The 17,914-nt window shown below is 63.1% G+C and carries 13 protein-coding genes, 5 tRNA genes and 1 pseudogene; 4 read left to right on the forward strand and 15 right to left on the reverse strand.

Annotation, left to right across the window (positions count from 1 at the left end):
* Positions 1-7: 7 nt before the first annotated feature.
* From rpoB to PO605_RS21740, 14 genes are all read right to left on the reverse strand, one after another.
* Positions 8-4,120, reverse strand: coding sequence for a DNA-directed RNA polymerase subunit beta (gene rpoB / locus PO605_RS21675; protein WP_016450391.1), 4,113 nt, complete (start codon positions 4,118-4,120; stop codon positions 8-10).
* A 277-nt stretch (positions 4,121-4,397) separates the two neighbouring features.
* Complete coding sequence (rplL, locus tag PO605_RS21680; protein WP_012202441.1) at positions 4,398-4,775, reverse strand: 50S ribosomal protein L7/L12; 378 nt, start codon at positions 4,773-4,775, stop codon at positions 4,398-4,400.
* A gap of 37 nt (positions 4,776-4,812) precedes the next feature.
* Entirely contained in the window at positions 4,813-5,340 is a 528-nt protein-coding gene (rplJ, locus tag PO605_RS21685) for a 50S ribosomal protein L10 (RefSeq protein WP_016450390.1), read from the reverse strand.
* Between the two features lie 226 nt (positions 5,341-5,566).
* Positions 5,567-6,262, reverse strand: a complete 696-nt coding sequence (rplA, locus tag PO605_RS21690; RefSeq protein WP_016450389.1) for a 50S ribosomal protein L1 — start codon at positions 6,260-6,262, stop codon at positions 5,567-5,569.
* Positions 6,263-6,694, reverse strand: a complete 432-nt coding sequence (gene rplK / locus PO605_RS21695; protein ID WP_012202438.1) for a 50S ribosomal protein L11 — start codon at positions 6,692-6,694, stop codon at positions 6,263-6,265. It abuts the gene before it with no gap.
* 140 nt (positions 6,695-6,834) lie between these two features.
* The gene (gene nusG, locus PO605_RS21700) at positions 6,835-7,419 is read right to left on the reverse strand and encodes a transcription termination/antitermination protein NusG (RefSeq protein ID WP_047474235.1); all 585 of its coding nucleotides are present in this window, start codon (positions 7,417-7,419) and stop codon (positions 6,835-6,837) included.
* The gene (gene secE, locus PO605_RS21705) at positions 7,419-7,802 is read right to left on the reverse strand and encodes a preprotein translocase subunit SecE (RefSeq protein WP_012202436.1); all 384 of its coding nucleotides are present in this window, start codon (positions 7,800-7,802) and stop codon (positions 7,419-7,421) included. Before secE ends, nusG begins: the two co-directional genes overlap by 1 nt.
* A gap of 86 nt (positions 7,803-7,888) precedes the next feature.
* Positions 7,889-7,964, reverse strand: a tRNA-Trp gene (locus PO605_RS21710).
* Between the two features lie 9 nt (positions 7,965-7,973).
* Entirely contained in the window at positions 7,974-9,164 is a 1,191-nt protein-coding gene (tuf, locus tag PO605_RS21715; RefSeq protein ID WP_016448514.1) for an elongation factor Tu, read from the reverse strand.
* Between the two features lie 78 nt (positions 9,165-9,242).
* Positions 9,243-9,317, reverse strand: a tRNA-Thr gene (locus tag PO605_RS21720).
* Positions 9,318-9,360: 43 nt separating this feature from the next.
* Positions 9,361-9,434, reverse strand: a tRNA-Gly gene (locus PO605_RS21725).
* Between the two features lie 55 nt (positions 9,435-9,489).
* Positions 9,490-9,575: transfer RNA gene (locus PO605_RS21730), tRNA-Tyr, on the reverse strand.
* Positions 9,576-9,665: 90 nt separating this feature from the next.
* Positions 9,666-9,741: transfer RNA gene (locus PO605_RS21735), tRNA-Arg, on the reverse strand.
* 82 nt (positions 9,742-9,823) lie between these two features.
* Positions 9,824-10,462: a TetR family transcriptional regulator gene (locus PO605_RS21740; RefSeq protein WP_026061988.1), complete on the reverse strand. Its 639-nt coding sequence runs from the start codon at positions 10,460-10,462 to the stop codon at positions 9,824-9,826.
* A 192-nt stretch (positions 10,463-10,654) separates the two neighbouring features.
* Here PO605_RS21740 and PO605_RS21745 point away from each other — a divergent pair, with 192 nt between their 5' ends.
* The 4 genes and pseudogenes from PO605_RS21745 to PO605_RS21760 all read left to right on the forward strand — a co-directional run.
* Complete coding sequence (locus PO605_RS21745; protein ID WP_016448485.1) at positions 10,655-11,947, forward strand: efflux RND transporter periplasmic adaptor subunit; 1,293 nt, start codon at positions 10,655-10,657, stop codon at positions 11,945-11,947.
* A 15-nt stretch (positions 11,948-11,962) separates the two neighbouring features.
* Positions 11,963-15,118, forward strand: coding sequence for an efflux RND transporter permease subunit (locus PO605_RS21750; protein ID WP_016448486.1), 3,156 nt, complete (start codon positions 11,963-11,965; stop codon positions 15,116-15,118).
* The gene (locus PO605_RS21755; RefSeq protein WP_016453556.1) at positions 15,111-16,565 is read left to right on the forward strand and encodes an efflux transporter outer membrane subunit; all 1,455 of its coding nucleotides are present in this window, start codon (positions 15,111-15,113) and stop codon (positions 16,563-16,565) included. Before PO605_RS21750 ends, PO605_RS21755 begins: the two co-directional genes overlap by 8 nt.
* Before the next feature lie 208 nt (positions 16,566-16,773).
* Positions 16,774-17,304: pseudogene (locus PO605_RS21760) on the forward strand (c-type cytochrome); the annotation flags it as partial.
* 57 nt (positions 17,305-17,361) lie between these two features.
* Here the strand turns inward: PO605_RS21760 and PO605_RS21765 are convergent.
* Positions 17,362-17,913, reverse strand: coding sequence for a DUF2946 family protein (locus PO605_RS21765; protein WP_016453557.1), 552 nt, complete (start codon positions 17,911-17,913; stop codon positions 17,362-17,364).
* Position 17,914: the final 1 nt, after the last annotated feature.

The following is a 17,914-nucleotide window of genomic DNA, read 5'->3' on the forward strand; positions in this document are numbered from 1 at the left end:
TCAATATTTAAGAACGCTCAAGCTCGATGTCGAGGCCCAGGGAGCGGATTTCCTTGACCAGCACGTTGAACGACTCGGGCATGCCTGCCTCGATGGCGTGCTCGCCCTTGACGATGGATTCGTACACCTTGGTACGGCCCACCACGTCGTCGGACTTCACGGTCAGCATTTCCTGCAGCACATAGGCGGCGCCGTAGGCTTCCAGCGCCCACACTTCCATTTCCCCGAAACGCTGGCCGCCGAACTGGGCCTTGCCGCCCAGGGGCTGCTGCGTCACCAGAGAGTACGGACCCGTGGAGCGGGCGTGCATCTTGTCGTCGACCAAGTGGTGCAGCTTCAGGTAGTGCATGTAGCCGATGGTGGTCGGACGCTCGAAGCGGTCACCGGTGCGGCCGTCATACAGGTAGGCCTGCGTGCGGCTTTCGGTCAGGCCCTTGCGCTCCTTCAGCTCTTCCGGATATGCCAGATGCAGCATGTCCTGGATTTCCTGCTCGGAAGCGCCGTCGAACACCGGCGTGGCAAACGGCACGCCCGTGGTCAGCGCCTGCGCCATGGACACGATCTCGTTGTCATCGAGCTGGGCCAGGTCTTCCTTGCGGCCGCGCGAGTTGTAGATCTCTTCCATGAAGGCACGGATTTCGGCGGCACGGGCTTCCTGCTGCAGCATGTCGCCGATGCGCTGGCCCAGGCCCTTGCCGGCCCAGCCCAGATGCACTTCCAGCACCTGGCCGATGTTCATGCGCGAAGGCACGCCCAGCGGGTTCAGCACGATGTCGGCAGTGGAGCCGTCGGCCATGTAGGGCATGTCCTCGACCGGAACGATCTTGGAGACCACGCCCTTGTTGCCGTGGCGGCCGGCCATCTTGTCGCCGGGCTGCAGGCGGCGCTTGACGGCCAGGTAGACCTTGACCATCTTGAGCACGCCAGCGGGCAGCTCGTCGCCCTGGGTGAGCTTCTTGCGCTTTTCCTCGAAAGCCAGGTCGAAGCTGTGGCGCGTCTGCTCCAGCGAGTTCTTGATGGACTCGAGCTGGGTGGCGACCTCGTCCTCTGCAGGACGGATGTCGAACCAGTGGAACTTCTCCACGCCGTCCAGGTAGGCCTTGTCGATCTTGGCGCCCTTGGCCAGCTTTTGCGGGCCGCCGTTGGCCACGCGGCCATTGAGCAGCTTCTCGATACGGTCGAAGGCGTCGGCCTCGACGATGCGCAGCTGGTCGTTCAGGTCCAGGCGGTAGCGCTTGAGTTCATCGTCGATGATCTGCTGGGCACGCTTGTCGCGCTGGATGCCTTCACGGGTGAAGACCTGCACGTCGATCACGGTGCCTTGCGAGCCCTGGTCCACGCGCAGCGAGGTGTCCTTCACGTCGGAAGCCTTCTCGCCGAAGATGGCGCGCAGCAGCTTCTCTTCAGGCGTCAGCGTGGTCTCGCCCTTGGGCGTGACCTTGCCGACCAGCACATCGCCGGGCTGCACTTCCGCACCCACGTAGATGATGCCGGACTCGTCCAGGCGGTTGAGCTGCTGCTCGGACAGGTTCGGGATGTCGCGCGTGATTTCCTCGGCACCGAGCTTGGTGTCGCGGGCCATCACCACGAGTTCTTCGATATGGATCGAGGTGTAGCGGTCTTCGGCCACCACGCGCTCGTTGATCAGGATCGAATCCTCGAAGTTGTAGCCGTTCCAGGGCATGAAGGCGATCAGCATGTTCTGACCGATGGCGATTTCGCCCAGGTCGGTCGATGCGCCGTCGGCCACCACGTCACCCTTGGCCAGCTTGTCGCCACGCTTGACGATGGGACGCTGGTGGATGTTGGTGTTCTGGTTGGAACGCTGGTACTTGATGAGGTTGTAGATGTCCACGCCGACTTCGCCGGCCACGGCTTCCGCATCGTTCACGCGGACCACGATGCGCGTTGCATCGACATAGTCCACGATACCGCCGCGGGTTGCCGTCACCACGGTGCCGGAGTCCACTGCCGCCACGCGCTCGATGCCCGTGCCCACCATGGGCTTTTCGGGACGCAGCACAGGCACGGCCTGACGCGACATGTTGGCGCCCATCAATGCGCGGTTCGCGTCATCGTGCTCCAGGAACGGAATCAGCGAGGCAGCCACCGACACGATCTGTGCGGGCGACACGTCCATGTACTGAACGCGCTCGGCCGACACCAGGGTCGAATCACCCTTTTCGCGCGCCGACACCAGGTCGCCGATCAGGCGGCCTTCGGCATCCAGCTCGGCATTGGCCTGGGCGATGATGTACTTGCCTTCCTCGATGGCCGACAGGTAGTCGATCTCCATCGTGACCTTGCCGTCGGCCACGCGACGGTAAGGCGTCTCGATGAAGCCGTACTCGTTCAGGCGGGCGTACAGGGCCAGCGAATTGATCAGGCCGATGTTGGGGCCTTCAGGCGTTTCGATAGGGCAGACGCGGCCGTAGTGGGTCACGTGCACGTCGCGCACTTCGAAGCCTGCGCGCTCGCGCGTCAGACCGCCCGGGCCCAGGGCCGAGACGCGACGCTTGTGCGTGATTTCGGCCAGAGGATTGGTCTGGTCCATGAACTGCGACAGCTGCGACGCACCGAAGAATTCCTTCAGGGCGGCCGAAATCGGCTTGCTGTTGATCAGGTCATGGGGCATCAGCGGCTCTTGCTCGGCCTGACCCAGACGCTCCTTCACGGCCTTCTCGATACGTGCCAGGCCCGTGCGGTACTGGTTCTCGGCCAGTTCGCCCACGCAACGCACGCGGCGGTTGCCCAGGTGGTCGATGTCATCGACCTCGCCCTTGCCGTTGCGCAGATCCACCAGGATCTTGACCACGGCCAGGATGTCCTCGTTGGACAGCACCATGGGGCCGGTGGCGCCATCGCGGCCGACCTTGGCGTTGAACTTCATCCGGCCCACGCGCGAAAGATCGTAGGTGTCGGGGTTGTAGAACAGACGCTGGAACAGGGCCTGCACGGCGTCCTCGGTCGGCGGCTCGCCGGGGCGCATCATGCGGTAGATGGCCACGCGCGCAGCGAACTCATCGACGGTTTCGTCAGTGCGCAGGGTCTGCGAAATGTAGGCGCCCTGGTCCAGCTCGTTCGTGTAGATGCACTGCAGATCCTGGATGCCGGCGCTGCGCAGCTTCTTGAGCAGGGACTCGGTCAACTCTTCGTTGGCCTTGGCGATGATCTCGCCAGTGTCCGGATCGACGATGTTCTTGGCGACCACGCGGCCGATCAGGAAATCTTCGGGGACGCTGATGAACTTGGTGCCCGACTGCTCCAGCTCACGCGTGTGGCGAGCAGTGACGCGCTTGTCCTTGGCGACCACGACCTTGCCCGACTTGTCGGTGATGTCGAAGCGCGCGACCTCGCCGCGCAGGCGCTCGGGGACGAACTCCATCTGCGCGCCCGAATCCATGAGGCGGAAGTTGTCGTTGACGAAGAAATTGGCCAGGATCGATTCCGGCGTCAGGCCGATGGCCTTCAGCAGAATGGACACGGGCATCTTGCGACGACGGTCGACGCGGAAGAACAGCAGGTCCTTGGGGTCGAACTCGAAGTCCAGCCACGAACCGCGGTAAGGAATGATGCGTGCCGAGAACAGCAGCTTGCCCGAGCTGTGGGTCTTGCCCTTGTCGTGTTCGAAGAACACGCCAGGCGAGCGGTGCAGCTGCGAGACGATGACGCGCTCGGTGCCGTTGATGATGAACGAGCCCTTGTCGGTCATCAGGGGCACTTCGCCCATGTAGACCTCTTGCTCCTTGACTTCCTTGACCACCTTGGACTGCGAGGTCGAAGACTCACGGTCATAGATGATCAGCTGAACCTTGGCGCGCACGGCAGAGGCGAAGGTCAGACCACGGGTCTGGCACTCGCGCACATCGAAAGCAGGCTTGGCGAGGTTGTACTCGACGAACTTCATCTCCACAAAACCGTTGTGGGAGACGATGGGGAAGGCAGAGTTGAAGGCCGCTTGCAGGCCTTCGATGGTGCGTTTTTTGGGGGCTACATCTGCCTGCAAGAATGCGGTATATGCATCTTTTTGCATCTGCAGCAGGTAAGGCACTTCGAGCACGCTGTCGCGGCTCCCGAAGCTTTTGCGGATTCGCTTGCGTTCGGTGTAAGAATAGGCCATGAGATCTCCGGGCAAAGACATGAGTCCTGGGTCTGCGACGACTGCCCCACATGGAAAGCTCCCTGCGGGCTTGGCGGTTGGCCACTACCAACCATGGCTGACGGCGATGCGTTGCACATCGCCCGAACCAAGGCATCTTCTGCTGTCGGGTTGTCAGAAGACACTAGAAAACAGGCTGCTCCAGACCGCTTTCTAGTGTGCTCTATGGATACGCTCTCCACAAGCGCCAAAGGCTGGAGGCCCTTTTTCGGAGCCTCCAGCCCTTGAGGGGACTGAATTACTTCAGTTCAGCCTTGGCACCGGCTTCCACCAGCTTCTTCACAGCGGCTTCAGCGTCAGCCTTGGCAACGCCTTCCTTGACGTTCTTGGGAGCGCCGTCGACCAGGTCCTTGGCTTCCTTCAGACCCAGGCCGGTGATTTCACGCACGGCCTTGATGACGGAAACCTTGTTCGCGCCGGCTTCGGTCAGCACAACGTTGAACTCGGTCTTTTCTTCTGCAGCAGCAGCGCCGCCAGCAGCGCCACCAGCAGCGGGAGCGGCCATGGCGGCAGCGCTCACGCCGAACTTCTCTTCAATGGCCTTCACCAGGTCATTGAGTTCCAGGACCGTCATGCCGTCGAGCGCGGTCAGAAATGCGTCTTTATCGAATGCCATTTTGATTTCCTAACAATATTGGTTAACTGCCGCGCGCTCAGGCTGCGACTGCTTCGGCTGCCGGTTCTTCGGCAGAGCCTTCGCTCTTCTTTGCCGCCAGGGCGCCCAGCACAACGGCCGTACGCGAGATAGGCGACATCAGCAAGCCACACAGTTGTGCCAGCAGAACTTCCTTCGAGGGGATGTTCGCCAGTTGCTTCACACCGTTCACGTCCAGGGCCTTGCCTGCAAACGCACCACCGCGGATCACCAGCTTGTCGTTGGTTTTCGCGAAGTCGGCCACCACCTTGGCGGCAGCCACTGCGTCTTCAGAGAAGCCATAGATCAGAGGGCCGGTCATCTGGTCGGCGACAACGTCGAACTGGCTGCCAGCCACAGCACGGCGGGCCAGCGTGTTCTTCAACACGCTCAGGCTCACACCCTTGCTGCGGGCGTCAACGCGCAGTTTGGTCATGTCGGCGACCGTGATGCCGCGGTATTCCGCGATCACAAGCGTTTGAGCTTTTGCGGCGAGGCTGGTCACTTCATTGATGACCGCTTCTTTCTCACTGCGATTAAGACTCAAGGTCTACTCCTTCAAATGCACACTCGGGGCAGGCCCCTCATGCGCGCTCTTGTTGCAGCGACCAACTGTTTTGGAAATGCATCCATCTGCAGCGGGATCGCCATCTGCGTTGGCCCCTGAGGTTTAAGTGCCGCAAGGCACACCAACGGTCTTGGATGACCCGGCGCATCGCTGCGCCGGCCCACCACTGAGGCAGCCCGCAAGCCGCCTCAAGATTTCTTGGCTATCAGGCCGAGATGGTTTGCGTGTCGACGCGAACGCCCACACCCATGGTCGACGAAACAGCCACCTTGCGCAGGTACAGGCCCTTGCTCGAGGCGGGCTTGGACTTGTTCAGGGCGTCGATCAGCGCAGCCAGGTTGCCTTGCAGCTTCTCGTTGTCGAACGAGCGGCGGCCGATGGTGGCGTGGATGATGCCGGCCTTGTCGACGCGGTATTGCACCTGACCAGCCTTGGCGTTCTTCACGGCCGTGGCCACATCGGGAGTCACCGTACCCACCTTGGGGTTGGGCATCAGGCCGCGCGGGCCCAGGATCTGACCCAGCGTACCGACGACGCGCATGGCGTCGGGGGCAGCGATGACCACGTCGAAGGGCATGTCGCCAGCCTTCACGCGGGCAGCCAGGTCGTCCATGCCGACAACATCGGCGCCAGCAGCCTTGGCTTCTTCAGCCTTGGCGCCTTGGGCGAACACGGCCACGCGGGCGGTCTTGCCAGTGCCGTGGGGCAGCACGACGGCGCCACGAACCACTTGGTCAGACTTCTTGGCGTCCACGCCCAATTGCACGGCCACGTCGATGGATTCATCGAACTTGGCGGTGGCGGCTTCCTTCACCAGCGCCACGGCGTCGGCGAAAGCGTACAGCTTGGTGGACTCCACCTTGCCCTGGAGAGCCTTTTGCTTCTTGGTCAACTTGGCCATTTACACGCCCTCCACAATCACGCCCATCGAACGGGCCGAACCAGCCAGCGTACGCACGGCGGCGTCGACGTCAGCAGCGTTCATGTCCTTCAGCTTGGTGTTGGCGATCTCTTCCAGCTGAGCGCGGGTGATCTTGCCGACCTTGTTCTTCAGGGGGTTGGAGGAGCCCTTGTCCAGCTTGATGGCCTTCTTGATCAGCACAGTCGCCGGAGGCGTCTTGATGATGAAGGTGAAGCTCTTGTCGGCAAAGGCCGTGATGACCACGGGCAGGGGCAGGCCGGGCTCGACACCTTGGGTCTGGGCGTTGAACGCCTTGCAGAATTCCATGATGTTGAGGCCGCGCTGACCCAGCGCAGGACCGATCGGAGGAGAGGGATTGGCCTTACCAGCTGGCACTTGCAGCTTGATGAAGCCGACGATTTTCTTCGCCATTGAATGCTCCTTGCGGGTATAGCGCCGCCGGCCCAACCAACAATAGTTGCAGCCGGCAGCTCCCCGGGGGTTAAAAGACTCTTGCTGACACGCCCTGCACCGAGCCTAAAAATGCAGAGCCAGAGATTGTAAGCGGTAACTCAGGTTTTTTCAACCTGGGCAAATTCAAGCTCGACCGGCGTGGAGCGGCCGAAGATCATCACCGAGACGCGCAGGCGGCTCTTTTCGTAGTTGACCTCTTCGACCGAGCCATTGAAGTCCGTGAACGGGCCTTCCTTGACACGCACCAGTTCGCCGGGCATGAATTCGATCTTGTGGCGCGGCTTGTCCGTGCCTTCCTGCATCTGGCTGACGATCTTGCGCACTTCCTCTTCGGAGATCGGTGCGGGGCGGTTCTTGGCACCACCCACGAAACCCGTCACCTTGCTGGTGTGCTTGACCAGGTGCCAGGTGTCGTCGTCCATGACCATCTCGACGAACACGTAGCCAGGGAACAAGCGGCGTTCGGTGGTACGGCGCTGGCCGTTCTTCATCTCCACCACTTCCTCGGTGGGAACCAGGATGCGGCCGAACTTGGACTGCATGTCCGAACGCGCGATGCGCTCGATGATGTTGCGCTCCACGGCCTTTTCCATGCCGGAGTAGGCATGGACGATGTACCAGCGCAGATCCGGATTGGCAGGCGCTGCCCCTCCGTCGTTCACACCTGTTTCGACAGCATCCATTACTTCCTCCAGCCCAAAATCAGGTCATACAGGACCCACTCCAGCGTCTTGTCCGTGAACCACAGAAACAAGGCCATGATGACCACAAAGCCGAAGACGTACAAGGTCATCTGCATGGTCTCCTTGCGCGTCGGCCAGACGACCTTCTTGACTTCGCGCCAGGCATCCTGCGCAAAGCTGACGAAACGCTTTCCGGGCTCGGAAACAAGGAACGTGCCAGCAGCCGCAGCCAGACCGACCAGCAGCACCAGCCACTGAACGATGGGCCCTTGCTTGCTCAGCAGATAGAAACCTGCGATCGCAGCAACGACTAAAGCCGCGACTGCGGCAAGCTTGGCTTTGTCAGCTCCGGAGCTGACCGTTTCAACCTGAGTAGTGGCCATAATCCATTTCTAATGCGCATTTTTTGCGCAACGCCAAGACACCGAAGCCCGCTTTGGGGCGGGCTCGTTGCGATTCCACCATCAGGTGGCAGGGGCAGTAGGAATCGAACCTACAACCTTCGGTTTTGGAGACCGACGCTCTGCCAATTGAGCTATACCCCTACGAATCAATTAGGCAATGATCTTGGCAACCACGCCAGCGCCCACGGTACGGCCGCCTTCGCGGATAGCGAAGCGCAGACCTTCTTCCATGGCGATGGGGGCGATCAGCTTGACGGTGATCGACACGTTATCGCCAGGCATCACCATTTCCTTGTCGGCGGGCAGCTCGATGGAGCCGGTCACGTCGGTCGTGCGGAAATAGAACTGGGGACGGTAGTTGTTGAAGAACGGAGTGTGGCGACCACCTTCGTCCTTGGACAGCACGTACACCTCAGCCGTGAAGTGGGTGTGGGGCTTGATGGAGCCGGGCTTGCACAGCACTTGGCCGCGTTCCACGTCTTCACGCTTGGTGCCGCGCAGCAGCAGGCCCACGTTGTCGCCAGCCTGGCCTTGGTCCAGCAGCTTGCGGAACATTTCCACGCCGGTGACGATGGTCTTCTGGGTGTCGCGGATACCGACGATTTCGATTTCTTCGCCGACCTTGATGATGCCGCGCTCAACGCGACCGGTCACCACGGTGCCACGGCCGGAGATCGAGAACACGTCTTCCACGGGCATTGCGAAGGCACCGTCCACAGCGCGCTCGGGCGTGGGGATGTAGGTGTCCAGGGCTTCAGCCAGACGCAGGATGGCGGGCTCGCCCTTGTCGCTTGCGTCACCTTCCAGGGCCAGCTTGGCCGAGCCGCGGATGATGGGGGTGTCGTCGCCGGGGAAGTCGTACTTGGCCAGCAGCTCGCGCACTTCCATTTCGACCAGCTCCAGCAGCTCTTCGTCGTCCACCATGTCGCACTTGTTCAGGAACACGATGATGTAGGGCACGCCCACCTGACGAGCCAGCAGGATGTGCTCGCGGGTCTGGGGCATCGGGCCGTCAGCGGCCGAGCACACCAGGATAGCGCCGTCCATCTGAGCAGCGCCGGTGATCATGTTCTTGACGTAGTCGGCGTGGCCGGGGCAGTCAACGTGAGCGTAGTGGCGGTTGGCCGTTTCGTACTCGACGTGGGCGGTGTTGATCGTGATGCCGCGGGCCTTTTCTTCAGGTGCTGCGTCGATCTGGTCGTAAGCCTTGGCTTCGCCGCCGAACTTCTTGGACAGAACGGTGGCGATGGCAGCCGTCAGGGTCGTCTTGCCGTGGTCCACGTGACCGATGGTGCCCACGTTGACGTGGGGCTTGGTACGCTCGAATTTTTCTTTAGCCATTTTTCCGACTCCGAAAAAAATCTAAATCACTACAACAGGATTTGGCGCAACCCCATCTAGCGAGCGCACCAGAGAGAATGGTGCCCATGGGCAGGATCGAACTGCCGACCTCTCCCTTACCAAGGGAGTGCTCTACCACTGAGCCACATGGGCCTTGAAGCCGCCGAAGCAACCTCAAAAAACTTTGCTTGCAAACTGGAGCGGGAGACGGGAATCGAACCCGCGTCATTAGCTTGGAAGGCTAGGGTTCTACCATTGAACTACTCCCGCACAGATTGACTGCACGCTGCCACCTTTTCAGATGACTTCTCTTCTTCACCATTACTGGTGGAGGGGACTGGATTCGAACCAGTGTAGGCGTAAGCCAACAGATTTACAGTCTGCCCCCTTTAGCCACTCGGGCACCCCTCCGAAGAGATTTGAATTCTAGCACCGTTTTTTTCGTCTGAAAAAATTCAGTGCATTTTTTTCTCAGGCCACCGAGGCGATCCAAGAAAAATGTGGCGCGGCTGGCGGGGATCGAACCCACGACCCTTGGCTTCGGAGGCCAATACTCTATCCACTGAGCTACAGCCGCTCAAGGCATCGCTGCCCTGCACAAGCCGATGATTGTCGCATGACTTTGCACTACCGCGTACAAGCCCCGCGGCCCCGCCCGCTCATTGGGCAGGAGCCTCCGAAACCGTGAAGCCCAGCCCGCGCAGGCAGACATCCACCGCCTGGGCACCCACTTGCTTGAGATCGAAAGCCCGCCCCAGCAGCCAGCTCTGCAGCAGCCCGTCAAACATGGCGCACAGTGCGATCGATGCCTGGTGCGCCGACATGGGCATGGTGACCGCATGGCTTTCGGCGGCGGCACACAGCGCCAGCTCCAGCCGGGACGAAAAGGAGTCCAGTGCCGCGCGATTGCGCTCCTGCACCGGCATGAGTTCGCCCACGTACTCCACCTTGAGCAACAGGATCTCGAAGACGCGCCGCGTGCTGTCGTCATCCGCGATGCGCCCGAAGACCACCGCCATCAGGCGCCGCACATATTCCAGCGCATCGCATTCGGAGTCATCTTCGCAGTCGCCCTGAGCGGCCTGCTCCAGCGGGAGCGTGACGCGATCCAGCATGGCATAGAAGAGATCCAGCTTGTCCTTGAAATGCCAGTAGACCGCACCGCGCGTGGCGCCGGCTCGCTGGGCAATCTCGTTGAGCGAGGCCCGGGCGACACCCTGCTCGTAGAACACTTGCTCCGCAGCGTCCAGCAGACTGTTGCGCGTTGCAAACGCATCTTCTTTCGTTCGTCGTGCCAAGATGTATTTCCTTCCATCGTTGAGCCCGGCCATGCCACGCTACGCCATGCTTCGCGCCGCCTTGCAGCAACTGCGGTCATTATACATTCATGTATGTATGTATAATCCGCGACTTGCCCGTGGACACGGGCGTTCCGGATAGCGCTGACCGGAACGTCAACATCGTTATTTGATTCAGCACAAGGACCCATCATGCCCAGCACACGCAGCAATGTGTCAGCCGCTCCGTCCCCTTACAACAGTCTGCGCCTCACCACCGTGGCCCTGGCCGTCACCGCCGCAATGGCCATGGCCGCCTGCGGGAAAAAGCCCGAAGAACAAGCTGCCGCACAGCAGCAGATGCCCGCCGTCCCTGTAGGTGTGGTGGTGGCCACCCCCGCCGATGTGGGACTTGTGACCGAGTTGCCCGGCCGCGTGGACGCGCGCCGCGTGGCCCAGATCCGGGCCCGCAGCGCCGGCATCGTGCAGGAGCGCCTGTTCAAGGAAGGCAGCGACGTGAAGGCCGGCCAGGTGCTGTACCGCATCGATCCGGCGCCCTACCAGGCGACGCTGCAAAGTGCCAAGGCCACGCAGGCCCGTGCCGAGGCCAACCAGGCCCAGGCACTGGCGCAACTGGAACGCTACCGCCCGCTGGTTGCCGCCAACGCGATCAGCAAGCAGGACTTCGTCAATGCAGAGGCTGCCTACAAGCAGGCCCAGGCTGACGTCGCGGCCGGCAAGGCCTCCGTGCGGACCGCCGAGATCAATCTTGGCTATACCAGCGTCACTGCCCCCATTTCTGGCCGCATCGGCCAGTCTCTGGTGACCGAAGGCGCGCTGGTCGGCCAGGGCGAGGCGACCCCGCTGGCCGTGGTCCAGCAGATCAATCCGGTCTATGTGAATTTCACCCAGTCGTCCAGCGAAGCCTTCCGGCTGCGCCGCGCGATGGAGCAGGGCAAACTCAAGAAGGCCGATGGCGCCGAAGCCGCCAGCGTCGAGGTGCGCCTGGACGATGGCACGGCCTACGAACTCAAGGGCAAGCTGCTGTTCACCGACCTGACCGTGGACAGCTCCACCGGCCAGGTCACGCTGCGTGCCGAGGTGCCCAATCCCAAGGGATTGCTGCTGCCCGGCATGTATGTGCGCGTGCGCATGGAGCAGGCCCAGGCGTCCAACGCCATTGCCGTGCCCCAGCAGGCGGTGACGCGCACCGAGACCGGCGACACCGTGAGCGTGGTCAGCGACGATGGCAAGATCACCAAGCGCCAAGTGAAGGTGACCACGGCCCAGAACAACCAGTGGCTGGTCAGCGAAGGCCTGCAGGCGGGCGAGAAGGTGATGGTCGACGGCTTCCAGAAGCTGCAGATGCTGCCACCCGGCACGCCGGTCAAGCCCGTACCGTGGCAGCCCGAGGCCGCAGGCGCCCAGAAGCCGGCCGGCACGGCAGCGCCAGCCCCGCAAGCCGCAGCCGATGCCAAGCCTGCGGACCAGGCAGACAAGAAGTAATCAAGGGGCTCAGCAATGGCCAAGTTCTTTATCGACAGACCGATCTTTGCATGGGTCGTCGCGCTGTTCATCATCGTCCTCGGTGGTATCGCGCTGACCAAGCTTCCGATCGCTCAATACCCCAAGGTGGCTCCTCCGGCCATCGTCATCAACACGGCCTATCCAGGCGCGTCCGCGAAGGTGCTCGAAGACAGCGTGCTGTCCGTGATCGAGCGCGAGATGAACGGCTCGCCCGGTCTGGTCTACATGGAGTCGGTGGCCCAGGCCGACGGCACGGGCAGCATCACCATCAGCTTCGAGGCCGGCACCAACGTGGACCTGGCGCAGGTGGACGTGCAAAACCGCCTCTCGCGCGCCACGCCGCGCCTGCCTGCTTCGGTGACGCAGCAGGGCGTTCGCGTGGACAAGGCGTCGTCCAACTTCCTGCTGTTCATCATGCTGTCGTCCGAGGACGCCAAGGCCTATGACACGGTGGCCCTGGGCGACTATGCCTCGCGCAACATCGTTCCCGAAATCCAGCGTGTGGCAGGCGTGGGCCAGGCACAGCTGTTCGGCACGGAAAAGGCGATGCGCATCTGGTTCGATCCCGCCAAGCTGCAGGGCTACAAGCTCTCGGCCGAGGACGTGACAGCCGCCATCCGCAGCCAGAACGCCCAGGTGGCCAGCGGCGCCATCGGCGACCTGCCCAACATCACGGGCCAGAAGATCGCCGCCACGGTGACGGTGATGGGCCAGCTGTCTTCGATCAGCCAGTTCGAGAACATCGTGCTGCGCGCCAATGCCGATGGCTCCACCGTGCGACTCAAGGACGTGGCCACCATCGAGATCGGCGGCCAGGCCTACGCGACCTCCGCCCGCCTGAACGGCAAGGATGCCGTGGGTATCGGCGTGCAGCTGACGCCCAGCGGCAATGCGCTGGCCACGGCCAAGGCCGTGCATGCACGCATGGAGGAACTGAAGAAGTTCTTCCCCAAGGGCGTGAATTACTCCATTCCCTACGACAGCTCCAAATTCGTGAGCATCTCCATCGAGAAGGTGGCCCACACGCTGCTGGAAGCCATCGTGCTGGTGTTCCTGGTGATGTACCTGTTCCTGCAGAACTGGCGCTACACGCTGATCCCGACCATCGTGGTGCCCATTGCACTGCTGGGCACCTTCGCGGTCATGCAGGCCGTGGGCTTCTCGATCAACGTGCTGGCCATGTTCGGCATGGTGCTGGTCATCGGCATCGTGGTGGACGACGCCATCGTGGTGGTGGAGAACGTCGAGCGCATCATGAGCGAGGAAGGCCTGCCGCCGCGCGAGGCCGCGATCAAGGCCATGGGCCAGATCTCGGGCGCCATCGTGGGCATTACGCTGGTGCTGATCGCGGTGTTCATACCGCTGGCTTTCTTCGCGGGGTCCACCGGCAATATCTACCGGCAGTTCTCCATCGTGATGGTCGCCTCCATCAGCTTCTCGGCCTTCATGGCGCTGACGCTGACACCGGCTCTGTGCGCAACGCTGCTCAAGCCCGTGGAGGCCGGCCACAACCACGAGAAGAAAGGCTTCTTCGGCTGGTTCAACCGCACGTTCGCACGCTCGGCCAAGTCCTATGAAGGCTGGGTGGCTCGCCTGCTCAAGCGCTCGGTGCTGATGATCGGCGTGTACCTGGCCGTGATCGCCGGTGCCGTGGTGGTGTTCCGTGGCCTGCCGACCTCGTTCCTGCCGACCGAGGACCAGGGCTACTTCATCGTCAACGTGCAACTGCCTCCTGGCGCCGCCAAGGAGCGCACGCTAGAAGTCATGAAGCAGGTCGAGGAGGCCGTGCTGCCGCAGCCCGAAGTGGCCAACATGGTCAGCGTGCTGGGCTTCAGCTTCTCCGGCCAGGGCCAGAACGCCGCCCTCGCCTTCGTGCCGCTCAAGGACTGGTCCGAACGCAAGGGAGCGGACTCCACGGTGGATGCCATGACGGGCCGCATCATGGGCATGACGGCGGGCATACGCGACGCCTTCGTGTTCGCCGTGAACCCGCCGCCCATTCCCGAACTGGGCAATGCCGTGGGCTTCTCGTTCCGCCTGCAGGATCGTGCCGGCCACGGCCACGATGCGCTGATCAATGCGCGCAACATGCTGCTGGGCATGGCCGGGCAGAGCAAGGTGCTGGCCGGCGTGCGTCCCGACGGCCTGGAAGACGCGCCGCAGCTGCGCATCGAGATCGACCGCGACAAGGCCAACGCACTGGGCGTGGACTTCACCTCGATCAATGCGGCGCTGTCCACGGCACTGGGCTCGTCCTACGTCAATGACTTCCCCAACCAGGGTCGTCTGCAGCGCGTGATCGTGCAGGCCGACGCTCCGGCCCGCATGCAGCCCGACGATCTGCTGCGCCTGAACGCGCGCAATGCCAAGGGCGATCCGGTGCCGCTGTCCACGTTCGCGACCACCAAGTGGGTCAAGGGCGCGCAGCAGACGGTGCGCTACAACGGCTACCCGGCCGTGCGCATCGAAGGCTCGGCTGCTCCGGGCTTCAGCTCGGGCGATGCCATGGACGAGATGGAAAAGCTGGCTGCCAAGCTGCCCGAAGGCTTCGGCTTCGAGTGGACCGGCCAGTCGCGTGAGGAAAAGCTGGCGGGCTCGCAAGCCATCTTCCTGTACGCCTTCGCCATCCTGGCCGTGTTCCTGTGCCTGGCCGCTCTGTACGAGAGCTGGTCGATTCCGCTGTCGGTGATTCTGGTCGTGCCGCTGGGTCTGCTGGGCGTGGTGCTTGCCACCTTGCTGCGCAACTATTCCAACGACGTGTACTTCCAGATCGGACTGGTGACGGTGATCGGCCTGTCGGCAAAGAACGCCATCCTGATCGTGGAGTTCGCCAAGGACCTGCAGGCCGAAGGCAAGGGCCTGATCGAGGCCGCGCTGGAAGCCGCACACCTGCGGTTCCGGCCCATCATCATGACCTCGCTGGCCTTCGGCCTGGGCGTGGTGCCTCTGGTGATCGCCTCCGGCGCCAGCTCCGCCAGCCAGCGTGCCATCGGCACCGGCGTGCTCGGCGGCATGATCACCGGCACCGTGCTGGCCGTGCTGTTCGTGCCCACCTTCTTCGTCGTGGTGCGCAAGCTGTTCAAGGGCAAGATCAAAACGCACAACCCGCCGTCCACACCGGCCGGCAAGGAGGCCTTGAGCCATGATTAATCGCAGTACCCCGGTGGCCATCGCCACCGCCGTGCTCCTGGCGGGATGCTCGCTCATCCCCACCTACGAGCGCCCTGCCGCTCCGGTCGCGGCCCAATACACCCGCGCGAACGCCACTGCTGCGGCAGAAGGCGGAACGGCTGCCGCACAGCTGCCCTGGCAGGATTTCTTCCAGGACGCACGCCTGCAGCAACTGGTGCGCACCGCGCTGGACAACAACCGCGACCTGCGCGTGGCCGCGCTCAATATCGAGCGCGCCCAGGCGCAGTACCGGATCACGCGCGCCGACCAGTTCCCGACGGTCGGTGCAGGCGTCAACGCCAGCCGCGCCCCGAATACCACGGGCTCCGGCACCAAGTACGTCAACAGCTACCAGGTCGGCCTGGCCGTGACCTCCTGGGAGCTGGACTTCTTCGGGCGCATCGGCAGCCTGAAGGAAGCGGCCCTGGCCCAGTACCTGGCCACCGAGGAAGCGCGCCGCGCCGCGCAGACCAGCCTGGTGGCCGCAGTGGCCAGCGGCTGGTACACGCTGCTGGCCGACGAGCAGTTGCTGAAGATCTCGCGCGACACGCTGCAGACCCGCGAAGAGTCGATCAAGCTGACCAAGCTGCGCTTCGACACGGGCGTGGCCTCCGAGCTGGACTACCGCCAGGCCGTCTCGCTGACCGAAGCTGCGCGCGCCACCCTGGCGCAGCAGCAGCGCCAGCGTGCCCTGGACGAGAACGCCCTGGTGCTGCTGCTGGGCCAGGCGCTGCCTGCGGACGTGGTCGCCAGCCTGGGCTCCAGCCAGGGCCTGCGCGACACGGCCGACCTGCCTGCAGTGCCGGCCGGCCTGCCGTCTGACCTGCTCACGCAGCGCCCCGACATCCGTCAGGCCGAGCAGCAACTGATCAGCGCCAATGCCAACATCGGCGCGGCGCGTGCGGCCTTCTTCCCGCGCATCACGCTGACCGGGCAGTTCGGCACGGCCAGCAACGAGCTGTCGGGCCTGTTCAAGAGCGGCAGCTGGGGTTTCACCCTGGCGCCCTCGGCCCTGCTGCCCATCTTCGATGCGGGCCGCAACTCGGCCAATCTGGCTGCGGCCAAGGTCGATCGCGAAGTCGCCATTGCGCAGTACGAGAAGTCCATCCAGAGCGCCTTCCGCGAAGTCTCCGACGCACTGGACAGCCAAGGCACGCTGCGTGACCAGATCATGGCCCAGCGCGCCCAGCTCGAAGCCGAGCAGGCACGCCTGAAGCTGTCCGACCTGCGCTACAGCAACGGCGTGGCCAGCTACCTGGACCTGCTGGACGCACAGCGCACCCTGTTCGCGCTGGAGCAATCCACCGTGAGCGTGCGCCTGGCGCAACTGCTCAATCAGATCGAGCTGTACAAGGCTCTGGGCGGCGGCTGGACCGACAGGACGGCGACAGCGGCTGCAACCAAGCAAACTCCCGCGCAGCAATAACCGCATCTGCCGCGCCAACCGCAAAGAGGCGTTCACCGCAAGGTGAACGCCTCTTTGTCATTCAGTGCGGCAAGCATTTGCCAATTGCTTGATCCATCTCATGGCATATGTGCGTCCCAGGTCAACCCGGGTCTGCGCGCAGTGTCTGCAAGAGGGCCGTCGATATAATTTGTTGTTGACTCACGCCCCCACAACACAAGAGGACTTCATGAGCGCAACCCACACCGAAGAAGCCCATACGGGCCCGATCAAGAATCCCAGGCAACTGCTGATAGCGGTGTTTTTCTCGTTCGTGGTTCCGGTGTTCGTGATCATCGGCCTCGTGCAGTACGTGAGTTCGGCCGACAAGTCCGGTGCCGGCGCTTCCCAGACCGAAATGGCCAAGGCTCAGCGCCTGCAGAAGATCGGCCTTGTGGAGATCCGTGATGCCAACCGCCCCCTGCGCGCGGGCGAAGAGGTCTACAAGGGCCAGTGCGCCGCTTGCCACGCCACGGGCGCTGCAGGAGCACCCAAGTTCGAGGATGCTGCGGCCTGGGGCCCTCGCCTTGCACAGGGACTGGAAGGCCTGGTGCACTCGGCACTCAAGGGCAAGGGCGCCATGGCCCCTCAGGGTGGCGGCGACTTCAACGACACCGAAATTGCACGCGGCGTGGTCTACATGGCCAACGCAGCGGGCGGCAAGTTCGAAGAACCCAAGGCCCCTGCCGCAGAAGGCGCCGCGGCAGAAGGCGCAGCAGCCCCCGCCAATTGAGCAACACGCGGGACTTCTGGAACCAACCGGCTTCGGCCGGTTTTTTCATGCCCGCGCAGGACTGCGCACGAAACCGTAGCGCTGCGGCAACGCCTCGGCCCGCACCTCTTCACAGGCCGGCAACGCGCCCGCCTCCAGCGCAGCCGCGGCATCGATCATGTCCTGCGTATGGACCAGGCCCAGGCCGGAAGGCGTCGCCAGGTACAGGCGCCCCGTCTCGTCCATCAGCGCTTCGGTGATGGCCCCGGCATCCAGTTCGGCTCCTGTATGGCTGTGCATCTGCAGGCCCTCGCCATCCCAGCGCAACCGCCATATCCAGGGAGCATTCTCCAGCTCCACATACACGCGCTGGGGACCGTTCTGGAAGAACCATCGACCATCGGGCTCGGCCAGGTAGTTGCGGGCGATGAAGTCCGCCAGCTTTTCGTTGCGCACCTCCGCGCCCTTGGCTCCCGGGATTGCGCTGTCGAAAGCGCCGCTGGCCTGGGCCTGTTCATCGCGCAGATACCAGCGCCCGCGCTCGTCCAGCCCCAGCCAGCCGCTGCAGGCAGGCACATGGGGCCATTTGGCCATGGCCTGCTTCACGATATCGTCCATT

Source organism: Delftia sp. DT-2 (genome assembly GCF_028401915.1).
In the GTDB taxonomy this organism is placed as follows: domain Bacteria; phylum Pseudomonadota; class Gammaproteobacteria; order Burkholderiales; family Burkholderiaceae_C; genus Comamonas; species Comamonas tsuruhatensis.